The organism is Pseudomonas sp. Root329 (genome assembly GCF_001424925.1).
Taxonomy (GTDB): Bacteria; Pseudomonadota; Gammaproteobacteria; order Pseudomonadales; family Pseudomonadaceae; genus Aquipseudomonas; species Aquipseudomonas arabinosi.
Map to the genome: position 1 here is coordinate 383,571 of NZ_LMCV01000002.1, position 16,511 is coordinate 400,081.

At 59.9% G+C, this 16,511-nt stretch carries 15 protein-coding genes; 4 read left to right on the forward strand and 11 right to left on the reverse strand.

What is annotated here, in order from left to right:
• Window positions 1-103: 103 nt before the first annotated feature.
• From ASC74_RS04790 to ASC74_RS04805, 4 genes are read right to left on the reverse strand one after another with little or no spacing between them, the layout of a single operon-like run.
• Complete coding sequence (locus ASC74_RS04790) at window positions 104-1,153, reverse strand: dihydroorotate dehydrogenase (RefSeq protein WP_056739640.1); 1,050 nt, start codon at window positions 1,151-1,153, stop codon at window positions 104-106.
• 25 nt (window positions 1,154-1,178) lie between these two features.
• Window positions 1,179-2,111: a DUF6282 family protein gene (locus tag ASC74_RS04795; protein ID WP_056739740.1), complete on the reverse strand. Its 933-nt coding sequence runs from the start codon at window positions 2,109-2,111 to the stop codon at window positions 1,179-1,181.
• A 46-nt stretch (window positions 2,112-2,157) separates the two neighbouring features.
• The gene (locus ASC74_RS04800) at window positions 2,158-2,928 is read right to left on the reverse strand and encodes an HpcH/HpaI aldolase family protein (RefSeq protein ID WP_056739642.1); all 771 of its coding nucleotides are present in this window, start codon (window positions 2,926-2,928) and stop codon (window positions 2,158-2,160) included.
• Window positions 2,925-3,317 (reverse strand): cupin domain-containing protein, encoded by a 393-nt coding sequence (locus ASC74_RS04805; protein WP_056739644.1) that lies wholly within the window; start codon window positions 3,315-3,317, stop codon window positions 2,925-2,927. The genes ASC74_RS04800 and ASC74_RS04805 overlap by 4 nt, the downstream gene beginning before the upstream one ends.
• A gap of 263 nt (window positions 3,318-3,580) precedes the next feature.
• Between ASC74_RS04805 and ASC74_RS04810 the strand changes: the two genes are divergently transcribed.
• From ASC74_RS04810 to ASC74_RS04825, 4 genes are all read left to right on the forward strand, one after another.
• Window positions 3,581-5,011, forward strand: coding sequence for an NAD-dependent succinate-semialdehyde dehydrogenase (locus ASC74_RS04810; RefSeq protein WP_056739645.1), 1,431 nt, complete (start codon window positions 3,581-3,583; stop codon window positions 5,009-5,011).
• 31 nt (window positions 5,012-5,042) lie between these two features.
• Window positions 5,043-6,635, forward strand: coding sequence for a GMC family oxidoreductase (locus ASC74_RS04815; protein ID WP_056739647.1), 1,593 nt, complete (start codon window positions 5,043-5,045; stop codon window positions 6,633-6,635).
• 70 nt (window positions 6,636-6,705) lie between these two features.
• Complete coding sequence (locus ASC74_RS04820; protein WP_056739649.1) at window positions 6,706-8,049, forward strand: MFS transporter; 1,344 nt, start codon at window positions 6,706-6,708, stop codon at window positions 8,047-8,049.
• A 189-nt stretch (window positions 8,050-8,238) separates the two neighbouring features.
• The gene (locus tag ASC74_RS04825) at window positions 8,239-9,060 is read left to right on the forward strand and encodes an IclR family transcriptional regulator (RefSeq protein WP_056739651.1); all 822 of its coding nucleotides are present in this window, start codon (window positions 8,239-8,241) and stop codon (window positions 9,058-9,060) included.
• A 39-nt stretch (window positions 9,061-9,099) separates the two neighbouring features.
• Here ASC74_RS04825 and ASC74_RS04830 read toward each other — a convergent pair whose 3' ends face one another.
• From ASC74_RS04830 to ASC74_RS04860, 7 genes are all read right to left on the reverse strand, one after another.
• A complete protein-coding gene (locus ASC74_RS04830) occupies window positions 9,100-10,728 on the reverse strand; it encodes an AMP-binding protein (protein ID WP_082555762.1) in 1,629 nt (542 codons plus the stop codon).
• A gap of 9 nt (window positions 10,729-10,737) precedes the next feature.
• Entirely contained in the window at window positions 10,738-11,496 is a 759-nt protein-coding gene (locus ASC74_RS04835; protein ID WP_236713231.1) for an enoyl-CoA hydratase/isomerase family protein, read from the reverse strand.
• Window positions 11,493-12,734, reverse strand: a complete 1,242-nt coding sequence (locus tag ASC74_RS04840; protein WP_056739653.1) for a CaiB/BaiF CoA transferase family protein — start codon at window positions 12,732-12,734, stop codon at window positions 11,493-11,495. Before ASC74_RS04840 ends, ASC74_RS04835 begins: the two co-directional genes overlap by 4 nt.
• Window positions 12,731-13,477, reverse strand: a complete 747-nt coding sequence (locus tag ASC74_RS04845; protein WP_056739655.1) for an enoyl-CoA hydratase/isomerase family protein — start codon at window positions 13,475-13,477, stop codon at window positions 12,731-12,733. Before ASC74_RS04845 ends, ASC74_RS04840 begins: the two co-directional genes overlap by 4 nt.
• Window positions 13,478-13,491: 14 nt before the next feature.
• Window positions 13,492-14,457 (reverse strand): NAD(P)H-dependent flavin oxidoreductase, encoded by a 966-nt coding sequence (locus tag ASC74_RS04850; RefSeq protein ID WP_056739657.1) that lies wholly within the window; start codon window positions 14,455-14,457, stop codon window positions 13,492-13,494.
• Window positions 14,458-14,460: 3 nt separating this feature from the next.
• The gene (locus ASC74_RS04855) at window positions 14,461-14,991 is read right to left on the reverse strand and encodes a MarR family winged helix-turn-helix transcriptional regulator (RefSeq protein ID WP_056739658.1); all 531 of its coding nucleotides are present in this window, start codon (window positions 14,989-14,991) and stop codon (window positions 14,461-14,463) included.
• 65 nt (window positions 14,992-15,056) lie between these two features.
• Window positions 15,057-16,436 (reverse strand): aspartate aminotransferase family protein, encoded by a 1,380-nt coding sequence (locus ASC74_RS04860; protein ID WP_056739660.1) that lies wholly within the window; start codon window positions 16,434-16,436, stop codon window positions 15,057-15,059.
• Window positions 16,437-16,511 lie beyond the last annotated feature (75 nt).

A 16,511-nucleotide genomic window follows, 5' to 3' on the forward strand; every position in this document is an offset into this window, starting at 1 on the left:
ACTGTCCCCGATAGCCGTCGCGCCACTTCGGGTGCGATCCATTGCCAGCGCGGCGTGCTTGAATCGTTGCTGTCCATACGCTTGGTCCTCGGTTCAGGTTGGATCACTCAGTGTCAGGCGCGAAAGCTTGCCAGTAGTCCTGACGGCTGACTTGCTCCTGATAGGTCTGTACGTGATCCGCTGCCACGCCCAGCAACTCGCTGACGGTACGACCGCGACTGGCCACATAGCGGTCGAGTTCGTCGATGGCGCGCTCCAGCACCGGGTAGCCACCGGTGAACACGGCAGAGGTCATTTCTGTTGCACAGGCTCCCGCCAGCAGGAAACGCGCTACATCGAGCCCGTTGCGTGCGCCATTGGTGGCGATCAGCGGGAAGTCCGCACCGAGCTTCTTACGGGTCAGCATCAGCCAGCGGGCGGTCAGCGGCAGGGCCCAACCGCCGCCAATTGCCGCCGATGTACCGAGTAGCGGGCGTTCTGTTTCCAGGTCGGGCAGAAATCCCATGAAGCGCCCCATCATCACTACGCTGTCGGCGCCACCCCGGCGAGCGGCTTCGGCCATGCCGACAACGTCTTCGCTTTGCCCGGTCAGCTTGATCCACAGCGGTAAAGTCGTCGCCTGACGAAGTCTGCGCACGATCTTTTCGATCCGGTCGGTGCCGCGCTCCAGCACGATGGCGCCTTTGGCGGCTTCTTCGCCGTGGGGCGCGCCGATGTTGAGTTCCAATACACGCAATCCGGCTTGCTCGATCTGTTCGGCGAAGCTCGCGCATTGCTCAAGGTCGCTCAAAATCAGGCTGGGAATGACATAGGCGTCCCGGGTTTTCGCCTGGCGATCCAGCACGGCCAGTTCATCGATCCAGCCCTCGAAGTCACGCTGTACCAGGCCGGAGCGTCCGAACAGGCTGGCGTCGGCGGGCGGATTGAAATTCCACGGCAGCCGATTCCATTGGGCGTCGAGCAGGGCATAGTCGGTTTTGTCCAACTGCTGCTTGGCGGCCACTGACTCGTTGGTGGATTTGGCGACCACCGCGCCGGCGCCGGTCGCCAGCGCCTTTTTGATGGACGCGCTGTTCATGGTCTGCTCACCGGCACCGCAGATCACCGGGTTTTTCAGGGTCAAAGACCCAATGTGCGTCATCAGACGGCTCATGCTGTTGCCTCGATTGTTGACCCGGTCAAATGTTCATCAGGCGTGCGGCATTGAGTGAGGTCATCTTGCGCACATCGTCCTCGCTGTAACCCAGGTCAAGGACGGTACCGATCACGTTGCGGAAGCCGTCGACGATGGTCGGGTTGCCTTGCTGGCCGAGATCCGAACCGAGAATGGTCAGGTCCACGGTGCCGGCTTCGATGACCTGCGCGAGGAATTCACCGTCGTAGAATTTGAACTTCGAACCCGGTACCCACATGCACATCGAATGCTCCATGTACACACCTTCACTGGCGAGTTGGCGCATGTCATCGAGGGTGGCATCGACCACGTAGGTCGGATGGTTCACCAGCAGACGCTTGACCCCGCGTTTGCGCGCCTCTTCGAACAGCGGCCAGATTTCCCTGATGTTCAGGTGCCCGGCCGAAAGCACGACATCTTCGGCGGCGATCAGGTCGAGGATGCCTTTGACTTCTTCGCGCAACTTGCCGTCGTCGTCGAGCACCGTGAGCGGAATCGGTTGCAGCATGCGCTGGGTGGTCTGCGGGAATTTATCGACGAACTTCACATCCTGATGATGATGGGCAATGTGATTGGCCGAAGAGAAAGTCGGCATCCACACCAGCTTCGCGCCCAGCTTCAGACCGTGCTCGACGGCATGAATGTTCAGGCCTCCCACCGAGTTGTTAAGCGGTACGCCGGACAGCATCTGCACGTTGAGTTCGGAGAAATGCTTGTTCAAAAGGGTCGTGACCGGCGTGCAGGAATAGTAGTGATCCTTGAGCAGAACCGCTTTCAGGCCGGCTTCGGACGCTTCCTGCATGGCTTCGATATGGTCGCAGTAGCGGGGCATGACCGAAGGGCCGCTGTGGCAGTGCAGATCGATTGCGCCGCGCACCAGGCTGTCAATCCGGGCGTCACGATCTACTGAAGAGGAAGTTTGAGCTTTGGCGTTCATCAGGGGCACCTTGTTTGGGTGGTTGTTCTTGTTGAGTGGGTTCACGTCAGCGTGACGAAGCGTTGCGAAACAGCTGCACCTGTTCGGTCCAGCGCGTACGCAGGACGGCCTGGTCCGAACCGACGATGAAAAAGGTCGCGCCGTGGGCGGCGTAGCGTTCGACATCGCCGACGTCCGCCACGAAAATGCCGGCGGCCTTGCCGGCCCGGCGCGCGGCCTGCAAGGTCTGGACGACGGCTTGCTCGACAGTTTCGTGGTCGAGGTCAAAGCAGCGCAGCGACACGGCCAGGTCTGCGCGGCCGACGAACAGGCAGTCGACGCCGTCAACGTCGGCAATGGCGTCCAGATGATCGAGGGCGGCGGCATCTTCGATCTGGCAAATCACCGCTGCCCGGCCATCGTGGAAATCAATGTGCCGCGCCAGCGACATGAGCCCATAACCGCCCGCGCGTGGTGAGTTGGAGAAACCGCGTTGTCCTTCCCGATAACGGGTTGCGGTAACAATGTCGCTGGCTTGGGCAGCGCTGGTGACATGCGGCAGCACCAGTCCGGCGGCCCCCAGATCCAGAGCCTGGAGCAAGGTCGCCGGCCGGTTGTCGGGCACGCGGACCAGACCGGGGAGGGCGGCCGCCTGGCAAGCCAACAGGCCGATATCCAGGCTGGTGCTGGAGAAGCCGGCATGCTCGGCGTCCAGCACCACGGCATCCAGACCGGCGATCCCGGCAATCTCAATCGAGGCGTGGGCGGGGGTCTTGATAAAGCTGCTCAGCAACCGTTCGCCCGCCAGCAACCGCTGGCGCAAGGTTGGGCTGCTCATGACGCGCTCTTCGCGGTGCCAAACTCGTTGGCCTGATATTCAACGAGATGCTGGTAGTCCTCGCGCAATGGGGAAAACACGTCAAGGTTCATCACCACTTCATCCCCCAACGGTTCGGCGTAATGCACCACATGCGGCGGGATGCGCAGCATGCTGCCGGGGCCGCCTTCGACCACTTCGTCTCCCAAATGAAACCGCACGCGGCCCTGCACGATGATCACCAATTGTTCGAAGGTGTGGCTGTGGGGGAACACATCCATGCCCGGGGTCAGCCAGTTCATCACACAAATTGTGTCATCACCCCGGAAGCCGACGCGTTCGACGCCTTTGCGCACGGTTTCGCGGGGCAGGTCGTTCCAGTTGTGTAGCAGGGCCTGGGCCAGGTTCATGGTGGAAATCCTCGGTTGCCGAGACAGTGATGGAACTGTCTGGATTGTTATTGTTGTTTCTCTGTAGAGAACATAATTTCGTCTGTAGATAAAAACTACTCCCGCCAAATGCCTGCCGTCAACTCCTCTCGGCAGAACTTTTTGCAGCGGGGGAATGACTTGACACAGGCGAAATCCCGGCCCTAGGATTGTGTCTTGTAGAAAAACAATATTTCGTACAGAAGAACGACAAGATAAGTATCTCCACACCGCGAGGATCCACAATGCGTGTTATCGAATCCATCTTGATTGACGGTCACTGGTCCCGAGGCAGTCATGAGCAGCTGGGCGCCGTCTTCAATCCCGCCAATGGCGAACACATCGCCGACCTGGGTTTTGCCAGCCACGCTGATTTGGATCGAGCCCTGGTTGCAGCGGCCAAGGGGTTCGAGGTCTGGCGCAAGACGTCGGCGTATGACCGTTCGAAAATTCTGCGGCGGGCGGCTGATCTGGTGCGTGAGCGCTCGGACGCGATTGCCGAACTGATCACCCTTGAGCAAGGCAAGCCTCTGGCCGAGGCGCGCATGGAAGCCTTTGGCGCTGGCGACCATATCGATTGGTATGCCGAAGAAGGCAGACGGGCATACGGTCGAGTTATTCCGCCTCGTGCACGTGGAGCCCGGCAGATCGTGTTGCGCGAGCCCATCGGCCCGGTCGCGGCATTCAGTCCGTGGAATTTTCCGGTCAGCCAGTTGGTTCGCAAGATCGCCGGCGCCCTGGCGGCAGGCTGTTCGATCATCGCCAAGGGGCCGGAAGAAACACCGTCCTCCTGCATCGAGTTGTGCCGTGCATTCCAGGACGCCGGGGTGCCGCCCGGTGTGCTCAATCTGGTGTTTGGTGTCCCGGCGGAGATCTCCGATTACCTGATCCGCTCGGACGTCATCCGCAAGATATCGTTCACCGGTTCAGTCCCGGTCGGCAGGGCGCTCGGGGCATTGGCCGGGCAACACCTCAAGCGCTGCACGCTGGAGCTGGGCGGGCATGCGCCGTTCATTGTCTGTGATGACGTGGATGTCGAGGCGGTCGCGGCGCTGGGTGCCGGTTTGAAGTTTCGCAACGCCGGGCAGATCTGCGCATCGCCCACGCGCTTCTTTGTTCAGCGCGGGATCTATCAATCATTCGTCGACGCATTCAGCAAGGCCAGTGCCGCGTTGCGGGTGGGGGCGGGTGACGCTGCCGGCACACAGATGGGGCCATTGGCCAATCCTCGCCGGGTCGCGGCGATGCAGGCTTATGTCGATGACGCATTGGCCGTTGGGGCGACCCTGGCCGTGGGTGGACAGAACGCTGCGCAACCGGGCTTCTTCTTTCCGCCAACAGTACTGGCGGACGTGCCGGACAACGCGCGCGTCATGCACGAAGAACCCTTTGGCCCGATTGCATCCATCGTCGCCTTCGATGATCTGGAGGAGGTGATCGGCAAGGCCAACGCGTTGCCGTTCGGTCTGGCGGCGTTCGCCTTCACCCGCTCTATCCAGCGCGCCACGTTGCTGGCGGACGAGTTGCAAAGCGGCATGGTCTCGATCAATCACTTTGGTATCGCAGCACCGGAAACACCGTTTGGCGGCATCAAGGACAGCGGCTATGGCAGCGAAGGTGGCAGTGAAGGGCTGGACGCTTACCTGACCACCAAATTCGTCAGCCAGGTCGGCTGATCCCGGCTGATCTCCATGGAGTAAGGACGCTATGGACACCTGTGACTTTATTGTCATTGGCGCTGGATCGGCCGGCTGTGCACTGACCGCAAGGTTGGTGCAGGCCGGCAAATCGGTGCTGCTGTTAGAGGCCGGTCCCAAGGACAATCACCCCTTCATTCATATCCCCGCGACCTTCAATCGCGTGCATGGCACCCGTCGCACCTGGATGTACAAGACCGAGGGTGAACCCTTTATCAATGGCCGGCAGATCTATATCCCCCAGGGCCGGACATTGGGCGGTGGCAGTTCGGTGAACGCCATGATCTATATTCGCGGCCAGCCCGAGGACTACGAACACTGGCGTGATTCCGGCTGCAAGGGCTGGGGCTGGCAGGACGTCTTGCCGGTATTTCGCCGTTGCGAGGCCAACGCCCGATTGGGCGGCGAGCTGCATGGCAATCAGGGGCCGTTGAGTGTCAGCGATCCGCGCCATCGTCACCCGCTGAGCGAGGCCTTTGTCGCGGCGGCCCGGCAAGCGGGCGTGCCACTCAATCAGGACTTCAACGGTGCCCGGCAGGAGGGGGTGGGGTTCTATCAGACCACCACGAAGAATGGGCGGCGCGCCAGTTCTGCGGCGACCTACTTGCACTCGGTCCGGCGTAATCCGCTGCTGAAGCTGATCGCCGATGTCCATGTTACCCGGCTGTTGTTCGACGGACTCAAGGTCACCGGTGTCGAAGCCCGTAGCGGAGAGGGAACGCTGCTGCGTTTCGCTTGCAATGCCGAAGTCATCCTCTGTGCCGGGGCTATTGCTTCGCCAAAGATTCTCATGTTGTCCGGCATCGGTCCGTTGGAGCATCTGCAGGAAATGGGCATCAAACCGGTATTGGGCCTTGATGGCGTGGGACGTAATTTTCAGGATCATTTGAGTGCTTCCGTCTACGGTCAGACCCGCGACCCCATCAGCCTGCTCGGGCAAGACAAAGGCTTCAAGGCGCTACGCCATGGCCTGCGTTACCTGACTGGCCGCAGGGGGTTGCTGAGCTCCAATGTGGTCGAGAGCGGCGGCTTCGCCGATACGCGCGGTTGCGGGCGCCCCGATGTGCAGTTTCATGTGGTGCCAAGCCTGGTGGGGGATGTCGATCGCCTGCCGCCGTCCGGTCATGGCATTTCGGTCAATCCCTGTGCCCTGCGTCCCAAGTCACGCGGACAATTGAAACTGCGCAGCCATAACCCGCTCGACGAGGTGTTGTTGCGCGCCAACTACCTCAGTGATCCGGACGACATGCTGACCATGATCGCCGGGGTCAAGCTGGCCCAACGGATTCTGCGCGCGCCGGCACTGGCTGGATTACTGAGTGGTCCGTTGCTGCTGCCGGATCGCGACGATCTCCCCGAACAGGACTATGCCGACTACGTGCGCAGTGTCGCCAAGACGGTTTTTCACCCGGCCGGCACCTGCAAAATGGGGGGCGACGAGCAGGCGGTGGTCGCGCCCGATCTGCGGGTGCACGGGATTGACGGTTTACGGGTTGCCGATGCGTCGGTGATGCCAAGCATCGTCAGCGGCAACACCAACGCGCCGAGCATCATGATCGGCGAGCGTTGCGCCGATTTCATCCTGGAGCGTCCGGCCGCCTGAATCGCCATCAAATGATCGGGCGACGGCGTTCGCCCTGCGGCTCTCTACAACAACAATAAAGAGAACACCGATGAAACTACTCTCGCGCAGCACCTTCCAGAACGAAACGGACTGGTTGCTCTATAACAAGATCGCCTGGCGCATCCTGCCTTTTCTGTTCGTACTCTATGTGATTGCGTTTCTCGATCGGGTCAATGTCGGTTTTGCCAAACTGCAAATGGCCGCCGACATCGGTTTGGGAGACATGGCATTCGGCTTTGGCGCCGGGGTGTTTTTCATCGGTTACTGCCTGTGCGAAATTCCCAGCAACATGCTGCTGCAGCGACTCGGCGCGCGATTCTGGATTGCCCGGATCATGGTGGTCTGGGGGCTGTTGTCGATTTCCATGATGTTCATCAAGACGCCGACGGCTTTCTATGTGCTGCGCTTTTTGCTGGGCATGGCCGAAGCCGGATTCTATCCGGGGGTGGTGCTCTACATGACGTACTGGTTCCCCTCTTATGCGCGCTCCCAAGGCATGGCCTATTTCAACCTGGGCATCGCCATCGCCGGTGTCGTCGGGAGCCCATTGTCCGGCTGGATCATGCAGAATTTTGCCGGTGATCTGGGCCTAGCCGGGTGGCAGTGGCTGTTTCTGCTGGAGGGGCTGCCAGCCGTGATCCTGGGCTTTGTGGTGTACTTTTACCTGGATAACGGCCCGGGACGCGTCAACTGGCTAAGCCCGGTGGAAAATCAACGGGTGGTGAGGCAGTTGGCCGATGAGCGCCAGCACCATGAAAGCGCAGGGGCGGACCATCGCTTTCGCGCGGCATTCGTCAACAAGGGCATCTGGTGTCTGATTTTCACCAACTTCGCCTTGCTCTGCGGTACCTACGGGGTATCGTTCTGGATGCCACAGATCGTCAGGAATCTTGGAGTCCAAAGCCTCTTGGACACCGGTTTGATTGCGGCCATTCCTTTCGCTGTCGCCTCGGTGTGCATGATTGCAGTCAGCAAACATTCCGATAAAACCCGTGAGCGCCGTTGGCACGGAACGCTTTGCGTCGTGGCCTCGGCTTGCGGACTGATCTTCAGTGCCTGTTTTCACGACAATCCCTACCTGTCCCTGGCCGGTCTGAGTCTGGCGATGTCCGGCGGCCTGGCGGGTTTTTGCGTGCTTTGGGCTTTGCCAGGAGTGCTGTTGACCGGAACGGCGGCCGCTGCCGGTATCGCGCTGATCGCCACCATCGGCAATCTGGGTGGCTATGCCAGCCCCTTCATGATGGGGTGGATCAAGGAAAGCACAGGGCATCTGGAGTACGGCTTGTACGTGTTGGCCGCCATTACCCTGCTCGGTGCGGTGACGATGTTCGCCGTTCCGCAGCTACGCAAGGGGGGTGTTGCCGGCAGTGTCACCGAACCCTTGAGCGTCTGATTGCCTGCGGCGGCTAGCGTGTCGCCTTGCCATCAATGTCCTCACCCGGGCCACCGCTTTCCGATGAAAGAGAGGTTGTCCGGGTGAAGTTCGTTATGCGTTTGAGTGTTTCTTTAAGCGATACGATAGGTAAGAATAGCGAAACGGAAAAAAAGCCGTAATCAAGGTTCGGAACCACAGAGGTGAGCAGTGAAAGCAGAAGACAAGGACCCAAAAGAGGCGGCTGCCACCGGACCGGTTTTGCTGGAGTCGGTCGAAATGGTTTTCCGGTTGCTGGATGAACTGACAGCGGCGCGGCGCCCATTGGGGGTCACCGAGCTGGCGCAGCTGATGCAAACCGCCAAGCCACGCACCTATCGCCATCTGGCGTCGATGCGACAGTTGGGCATTCTCGAGCAAGACCCGAGCACCGAAAAGTACCTGCTGGGTGCGCGCCTGGTCGCCTATGGCGAAGCCGCCAGCGAGCAGTTTGACCTGCGCGCGCTGGCCGATCCGTACCTGACGCGGATTCGTGATAACACTGGCCAAAGTGCGTTGCTCTCGGTGGCCCAGCATGACTCGGCGCTGGTGGTTTCCTGTGTCGAGTCCAAGGCCAATGTCTGCATTTCGGTCAAGCCGGGCAATCGGGTATTGCCTTACTGTTCGGCGCAAGGACGCACAGTCTTGGCGTTCGCCGATGCGGCAACCCAGCAGCGGGCGATGCGGCGCAAGATGCCACGTCTGACCGACAAAACCATGTGCGATCCTGAAGCGCTGGCGCAGCGTCTGGCGCTGATTCGCGAACGGCTGTATGACGACGCCGATGGCGAAATCACGGTCGGAATCAATGCGCTGTGCTGCCCGATCTTCCGTGAGAACGACGTGATCGTCGGCACCATTGGTATCGTCGGGCCGAGCTCTGCGATTCCAGTGCCACCGCCGGCCAACATGCTCAAGGAGCTGCAAGCGGCGGCTGCCGAAATCAGTGAGCGATTGCATGCTGCAACGTATAACAGGAAGGCGACTTGGTGAAGCTTGTCCCGGTCGGACTTCTCAGTGAGCAGACAGTCGTCAGGCGAGGCCAAGTTCGCGAATGGCGTATTCGCGCAGTCGGTTTTTCTGGATTTTGCTCGAACCGGTCATGCCGATGCTTTCGAAATCTTCGACGATGCACAAATAGCGTGGCACCTTGAAATTGGCACTGCGCGCCTTGCAGAACGCGATCAATTCTTCGCTGCTGGTGGAGTCTCTTTGCTTGAGGGTGACATAGGCTGCCGGGACTTCACCCAGTCGTGGGTCCGGCACACCGATTACTTGAGCCAACTCGACAGCAGGGTGTTTGAGCAGTACCTGTTCGACTTCAAGTGGCGAGACATTCTCGCCACCGACGCGGAACATGTCCTTTAGTCGACCGATGAACTGCAGGCGGCCATCCTCGGAAAGTGTTCCAAGGTCGCCCGTATGCAGCCAGCCGTTACGCAGGGTTGATGCGGTCTGTTCAGGCAGCTTGTAGTAACCCTTCATCAGACTCCAGCCGCGGGCACAGATTTCACCTGGTTGGCCTGGCGGCACTGGCTGATCGCTGGCGGGGTCGCGGACCTGGATGTCCAGGCCGGAGTGGGTGGTCATGGAGCCGCTGAGACGCAGGTCCAACGGCTCACGATAGTCGGAGAAGACCAGGTTCGGCGAGGCTTCCGACAGACCGTATGCGTTGCAAATGTCCTTCGCGCCCATCTTCTTGACGACGTCATGAAGGATCTGCGGACTGGCCGCCGCCCATCCACCACGAAGGCACAATTGATGCGTTTCGAAGTCGGGCTCGGCCAGCATCATCAGAAACATGGTGTCGTTGCCTGAGGTCAATGTGCATTGCTCTTGCGCCATGATCGCCAGTGCCTGAGCCGGATCGAAAGTCGCGGCAGTGACCAGGGTGGCGCCATGAACCAGTGCGACCAGCAATGACATGGTACTGCCAGCCACGTGGTAGAACGGTCGAGGACTAAAGTAGCGATCCTCCGAGTGCACGCCCATGCGAACGGCCACGCACTTGGCTATCCCGAGCATCGACGCGTGGCTGAGCATCACCCCTTTGGGAAAGGCGGTAGTGCCTGAAGTGAACTGGATCAGCAGGGTGTCGTCGGGCTCGACTCGCGAGCGCGCTACCGCCAATTCCGCAGGCTGAACTTTGGCTCCGAGTTGAAGAAAGCCGGCCTCGCTCAAGCCAGCGCCAGGGACTCTTTGACCAAAAACCACCAAATGCTGCAACAGCGGCAGATCGATCCCCGGCAGCGTGGTGCTGATCGCAGGTTCGACCTCCGCGAGCATGCCGATGAAGTCGATCTTGCCGAGGAAGGTATCAACGCAGAACAGGGCTCGTACATCTTCGTGGGCCAGGCCATAACCGAGCTCTTCACTCCGGAAACGGGTGTTGAAAGGTACGCAGACCAGACCGAGCGAAGCCGCTGCGTACCACAGCACTGCCCATTGCACGGAGTTGCCCATCAGCAGACCGATATGTTCACCCCGTTGCAGGCCCAGGCCCACCATGGCGCGTGCAGTGCTATCCACCTGTTCGAGTAATTGGCGATAACTCAGACGACCGTCTTCGGCAATCACGGCGTCGTTGTCGGGGTAGCGATGAGCAATGTCGTTCAATACCGTCCAAAGCGGACCGGGCAGTGGAGAAGTCGATACAGTCATGGGTAGTCCTCAGACGAAAGATGTCATGCCGGCACGCCAGGTGCCTTCGGTCAGGTTGTCCTCGATGGCGAGGATCTCGTGGGCCAGTGCGCCAAAGCGACTGTCATCGGCGCCCTTGTCGATGGTGCGTTTTGCACTGCGGATGGCTTGCGTCGGTGCCGAGGCGATCTCCTTTGCCAGGTCTTCGACATAGTGGTCGAACTCAGCGTGAGGGAGCACTTGATTGACCAGACCGATGGACTTGGCTTCTTCTGCACTGACTTCACGCCCTGTGAACATCAACTCCTTGGCTACTCGCCTACCGACAATGCGTGGTAGCCGTTGAGTCGCCCCAACGGTGCCCCAACGGGCCTCCGGATAGCGGAAGCTGGCCTGGTCACTGGCGACGATGAAGTCGCAGGCGCTGGCAATTTCGCAGCCAGAGCCCACGGCCGGGCCCTGGATAACGGCAATCACCGGTATCGGCAAGTCTTCCAGCGCGGCATACAAGGCGAAAGCCTTGATGCGTCGCGCGCGGATCTGGTCTTCATCCATGCCCTTGCGCTCCTTGAGATCGGCACCTGCACAGAACACCGGGCCGTTGGCGCGCACCAGCAGCACATGGATATCCGTGCGTTTGCTGACTTCACGGATGGCCAGGTGCATTTCAAGGCACAGTTGTGTATTCAGGGCGTTGCGAGCTTGTGGCCGATTCAGGGTCAAAGTGGCGATATATTCTTCCACCGTGAAGATGACAACAGAAGGCAGGTCGGACGGGGTCATGGTCATACCGCTCCGGAACGATGCAAGGCGTAGATGGCCTGGGGGTTGTAGCCCAGGTCTCGGAGCACGTGATCAGTGTGTTCACCTAACAGAGGCGGGCGACTTGCCGTAGGGTTGTCGTAGCCGCTGAACTGAAATGGCAACTGGATGGCCGGGAAGCGACCGCTCTCCGGATGCTCGAAGTCAGCAAATACGCCTCGTGCACGCAAGTGCGGATCGACCACGACTTCGTCGAGGGTTTTCAGCGGCCCGGCGGGCACACCCGCTGCGTCGCACGCAGCGCAGAGCTGATCGCGGGTGAGCAGGGCGATCGCGGCCGTCAAGGCGGCCATCACTTCATCACGGTGCAATACGCGGCCACTGTTGTGTTGCAAGCGTGGATCCGCTGATAACGCTTCCAGGCCGAGCAAGGCGCAAAGCGGATGCCAGTGCTGGTCAGCACCCGTGATATGCACGTAACCGCCGTCGGCACACAGGAAGCTGGCTGAAGGCACGCGGCCGGGATGCTCGGTACCCAGACGCTCTGGCACTTCATCCAGAGCAAAATAACGGGCAGCCGCCAGGGCCAACAGACTGATTTGTCCATCGAGCATGGAGAAGTCGAGATAGGCTCCGGTGCCTTCCTTCTGTCGACCTTGAAGCATGGAGACGATACCCAGGGCGATCCACAGTCCGGAACTCAGGTCCGATACGGGTATTCCGGGTTTCACCGGGCCGCCATCTTTCTCGCCAGTGAGACTCATGATGCCACTCATGGCCTGGAACACGGTGTCGTAACCCTTGCGGCAAGCATAAGGACCTGTTTGACCAAACCCGGTGCAGGAGACGTAAAGCAACCGCGGATTGAGCTCCTTGAGCACAGGCCAATCCAGGCCGTAGCGCTTGAGCGTGCCAACTGGAAAATTTTCCAGTATCACGTCGGCTTCGCCGGCCAGTTTTCGGACTATTTCCTGGCCTTCGATTGTGCGCAGGTTGACGGTGATCGATTCCTTGCTGCGATTGAAAGCATAGAAATAGGCGCTGCGTTCACGTCCCAATGCTTCGGCCTGAGCATCCTCGTCGAGGTGGTCAACCTTGTCGTCAGCCTGACGTACAAAAGGCTCATAGCCTCGGGTCTCGTCACCGTCTCCCGGCTGTTCGACTTTGATCACTCGAGCACCAAGTTCCGCGAGAATCATGCCGGCGAAGGGGCAAGCCAGGACGCGCGCCAGTTCCACAACCGTTACACCTTCCAGGGGTTTCATGCTGGCGACTCCGTTTGGCGAAAGGCACGCATTTGGGCATTCAATTGCTGTCCGATTTTCAGACCTTCACTGAAGGGCAATTCAGTGACCCGGTGAAAAATGCTCTTGGTCGCCTGCATCGCCCGGAGCGGATGGGCGGCGATCAACTGCGCCAGTGCTTGGGCTTCGCCAAGCAGATCGGCGTCGGCCATAACACGATTGATCATGCCCAGCTGCTGTGCCTCATGAGCATCTAGAGTGCGCCCCGTGGCGACCAGATCGAAAGCGGCCTTGCGCCCGACATGCTCGACCAGCCCGGCCATGACAATCGCGGCGACGATCCCGTGCTTGACCTCTGGATAACCGAACCGCGCACTTTCGCCAGCCAGCGCCAGATCGCAGGACAGTGCGAGCCCACTACCGCCACCCATGGCGTAGCCATTGACGGCGGCAATCACGGGTTTACTCATCTGCTTGACCAGTCCTTGCAACTCGGTTGTCAGCGCGGCGCGACGTTCCACCAGCGGTTGATTGTCCGGGGTCAGCACCTTGAATTCGCGTGTGTCGGCGCCCGCACAGAAGCCGCGGCCGGCACCAGTGACGATAATTACCCGAACCGACGGGTCGGCATCGGCATCCTTCAGGGCCTGGACCAACCCCTCGGTGAGTGCGAAGTTCAATGCATTGAGTTTGTCCGGGCGGTTGAGCGTCAGCGTCTGTACGCCATCCCGGGTTTCACGCAAAACGACCTGATGTTCGGTCATATAAAGTGCTCCTGTCAGGGCTTCATGGCGCGCAGGCGGGCAAGGGCCTGTTCGAGTTCTTCGATAAGTGACTGCATGATTACGGCGGCGGGTAGCAGTTGGTGGATCAGACCGGCACTTTGCCCGGCTTCCACTTTTCCGTTGCTGACATCGCCGTCAAATGAAGCTTGTTTCAAAGTGGCGGACGCAAGCAAAGCGACGTAGGCGTCGGGGGCAGCCTGTGGCATGCCGTCGCGCTCGGCCTGTTCAACGCGTTCGGTAAATGCGTTGCGCACGCTGCGCACCGGCAATGCTCCGCGCCCGACCAGAACGGTGTCGCCAATATCGGCGTCGAGCACTTTTTGCTTATAGGCAGGATGCAGAAATGCTTCCTCGGACAACATGAAGCGTGTGCCCAACTGCACGGCGTCAGCACCCAGGGCGAGCAACGCGGCAATGCCATAACCATCGGCGATGCCGCCGCCAGCCACGATTGGACAGTCGACTTCTTGCAACACACGCCGCACATTGACCAACGTGCTCACTTCGTTGGCCGGCGGATGCCCACCGGCTTCACTGCCAACGACTACCAGTCCATCCACCCCGGCCGCGGCCGCCTTGCGTGCGTGCTCGACAAACGCGACCACGTGGAGCCATGTCGCACCGTAGTCCTTGAAACGTTGCAAGTGGGCCTTTGGCGAGCCTTGGCTGGCAATGATGACCGGTACTTGTTCGGCCACCAGCAAGTCGAGTACTTCATCGGCACCCTTGCGGTACAGCGGGATGTTCACTGCGAAGGGTTTGTCGGTCAGCTCACGCACCTGACGGAGCGTCTGGGCGAGGTCTGCCAGGCGCATGGGGCCTGCGGCGATCACTCCAAGACCGCCGGCATTGGACACGGCGGCGGGCAGGGCTGCGCAACTTGATGCCCAACTCATGCCTGCCTGAATGATCGGGTAGCGTATGCCGAGTAAATGGGTCAGGCGGGTGTCGATCGACATGCTTCATTCCTCATCATCGTTCTCCGGACTCAGGTTGTACGGATTGTTTTTCTTGAGCTCGCCGTAGTACTCGAGGCTGTTGTTGTATACGCGCTGCATCAGTTCACGCAGTTGCTTGAGTTCGTTGGCCGATAAGCCGCTCAGCATGCGTTCGTTTCGCTCGTGGGAATCATCGAGGATCCGGTGGACCATCTCCTTGCCTTCCGCGCTTAGGCAAAGCAGTGCGCTGCGCCCGTCGTCAGGGTTGGGTTGACGCTCGATCAACTCGCGTTTGATCAGGTTGGTGACGATCCTGCTCATCTGGCTTTTCAAAACGCTGGCATGCTTGGCAACCTGAACCAGCGGCGCCTGGCCGAGGTAATCGAGAATCGCCAGGGTTCGCCACTCAAGCACCGTAATGGCGAAATGCTGAGGGATGGTCATGGCGGCGATACGACTCGACAGGCCAGCCAGACGTTGCAGCTGGACAGAGAACAGATCGCGCATGTCCGTGGTGATTTCAGGTTCTCGAGCGGCGGCTGTGGTTTTTTTCATGAGGCACCAAAGGCTATCTAGGGAAAGGAATTAGCCTCTCATTGTTCGGGAGTGCAGACTTGAGCTCAACCGTTGAAACGTGATTGCTCACGCAATAGCGCCAGACTGGCGTCCAGCCCTTTGGAGAAGGCTTCAAGCACCAGGTCGACTTCCGCGTCGTTGATGATCAACGGTGGCGCGAACACCACGCTGTCGTTCAGAGAGCGGGCGGTCACCCCATTGGCTTCGGTTTGCTGGGACACGCTCAAGCCGACTTTCCACTCTTTCGGGAACGCAGCCTTGCTGGCCTTGTCGGCCACCACCTCGACGCCCCACATCAGGCCGGCGCCGCGCACCTCGCCCACCAGAGGATGGTCGGCCAGCTTGCGCAAGCCAGCACCCAGACGCGCACCGACCTGCTGGGCGTGAAAAGGAAGCTGGCGCTCTTCATAGATGTTCAGGCATTCCAGCGCAACGGCCGCCGGGACCGGGTGGCCACCATAGGTAAAGCCGTGACCGAAGATGCCGATTTTTTCGCTTTGGCTTTTCATCGCCTGATACACCGGCTCGGAAATCATCAGTGCGGAAATAGGCAGGTAGGACGCGGAGAGTGCCTTGGCGCACGTGATCATGTCTGGTTGCAGGCCGAAGGTTTGCGAGCCCCACCAGTTGCCGGTACGACCGAAGCCACAAATGACTTCGTCCGCCACCAGCAAGATGTCGTGGCGCTTGAGCACCTGTTGGATTTTTTCGAAATAGCCCGTCGGTGGCGTAATTACACCTCCGGTGCCCATCAGTGGCTCGGCAAAAAAGGCACCGATAGTGTCGGCACCCTCGCGCTCGATCAACGTCTCTAGCTCAGTAGCCAGGCGGGTGGAGAAGGCTTCTTCGCTCTCGCCCGGCAATCCTTCGCGGTAGTAGTGCGGGCAAGTGACATGCAGGAAGCCGGGCAGCGGCAGGCCGAAATCCTGGTGCAAGTGCGCCAGACCGGTGAGGCTGGCACTGGCAATGGTCGTGCCGTGATAAGCACGATTGCGGCTGATGATCTTGCGGCGTTGTGGCTGGCCAATGGCGCTCCAGTAGTACCAGACCAGCTTGATCGCGGTGTCGTTGGCTTCGGAGCCCGAGCAAGCGAATAACACTTTGGACATTGGCACCGGCGCCAGCGAGATCAAGCGCTCTGCCAACTGAATGGCCGGTTCGGTCGAGCGGTGTGCAAAATTCTGGTGATAGGGCAATTGCTTCATCTGCCGCAGCGCGGCTTCTTCCAAACGCGTCTCGCTATAGCCCAGCGCGGCACTCCACATGCCAGACATGGCGTCTAGATACTTTTTGCCTTTGTCATCCCAGGTGTAGATGCCCTCGCCACGGACCATAACGGTCGGACCGACTTTTTCATGGTTGGCCAGGTTTGTCTGGCTGTGGATGTGAAAAGCGATGTCGCTGGCGTGTAATGAGCGTGACATGGCGGTACTCCGTTCGGGTGATGCGACTTGCGTCGTGGGTGCAATTGTTGTCGATGGGGCGACTTCAATATAGTT

What these genes read in the sequence shown, in the direction of transcription:
- ASC74_RS04790 (WP_056739640.1), bottom strand. Translation starts at nt 1,153, where the DNA reads ATGAGCCGTCTGATGACGCACATTGGGTCTTTGACCCTGAAAAACCCG.
- ASC74_RS04795 (WP_056739740.1), bottom strand. Translation starts at nt 2,111, where the DNA reads ATGAACGCCAAAGCTCAAACTTCCTCTTCAGTAGATCGTGACGCCCGG.
- ASC74_RS04800 (WP_056739642.1), bottom strand. Translation starts at nt 2,928, where the DNA reads ATGAGCAGCCCAACCTTGCGCCAGCGGTTGCTGGCGGGCGAACGGTTG.
- ASC74_RS04805 (WP_056739644.1), bottom strand. Translation starts at nt 3,317, where the DNA reads ATGAACCTGGCCCAGGCCCTGCTACACAACTGGAACGACCTGCCCCGC.
- ASC74_RS04810 (WP_056739645.1), top strand. Translation starts at nt 3,581, where the DNA reads ATGCGTGTTATCGAATCCATCTTGATTGACGGTCACTGGTCCCGAGGC.
- ASC74_RS04815 (WP_056739647.1), top strand. Translation starts at nt 5,043, where the DNA reads ATGGACACCTGTGACTTTATTGTCATTGGCGCTGGATCGGCCGGCTGT.
- ASC74_RS04820 (WP_056739649.1), top strand. Translation starts at nt 6,706, where the DNA reads ATGAAACTACTCTCGCGCAGCACCTTCCAGAACGAAACGGACTGGTTG.
- ASC74_RS04830 (WP_082555762.1), bottom strand. Translation starts at nt 10,728, where the DNA reads ATGACTGTATCGACTTCTCCACTGCCCGGTCCGCTTTGGACGGTATTG.
- ASC74_RS04835 (WP_236713231.1), bottom strand. Translation starts at nt 11,496, where the DNA reads ATGACCATGACCCCGTCCGACCTGCCTTCTGTTGTCATCTTCACGGTG.
- ASC74_RS04840 (WP_056739653.1), bottom strand. Translation starts at nt 12,734, where the DNA reads ATGAAACCCCTGGAAGGTGTAACGGTTGTGGAACTGGCGCGCGTCCTG.
- ASC74_RS04845 (WP_056739655.1), bottom strand. Translation starts at nt 13,477, where the DNA reads ATGACCGAACATCAGGTCGTTTTGCGTGAAACCCGGGATGGCGTACAG.
- ASC74_RS04850 (WP_056739657.1), bottom strand. Translation starts at nt 14,457, where the DNA reads ATGTCGATCGACACCCGCCTGACCCATTTACTCGGCATACGCTACCCG.
- ASC74_RS04855 (WP_056739658.1), bottom strand. Translation starts at nt 14,991, where the DNA reads ATGAAAAAAACCACAGCCGCCGCTCGAGAACCTGAAATCACCACGGAC.
- ASC74_RS04860 (WP_056739660.1), bottom strand. Translation starts at nt 16,436, where the DNA reads ATGTCACGCTCATTACACGCCAGCGACATCGCTTTTCACATCCACAGC.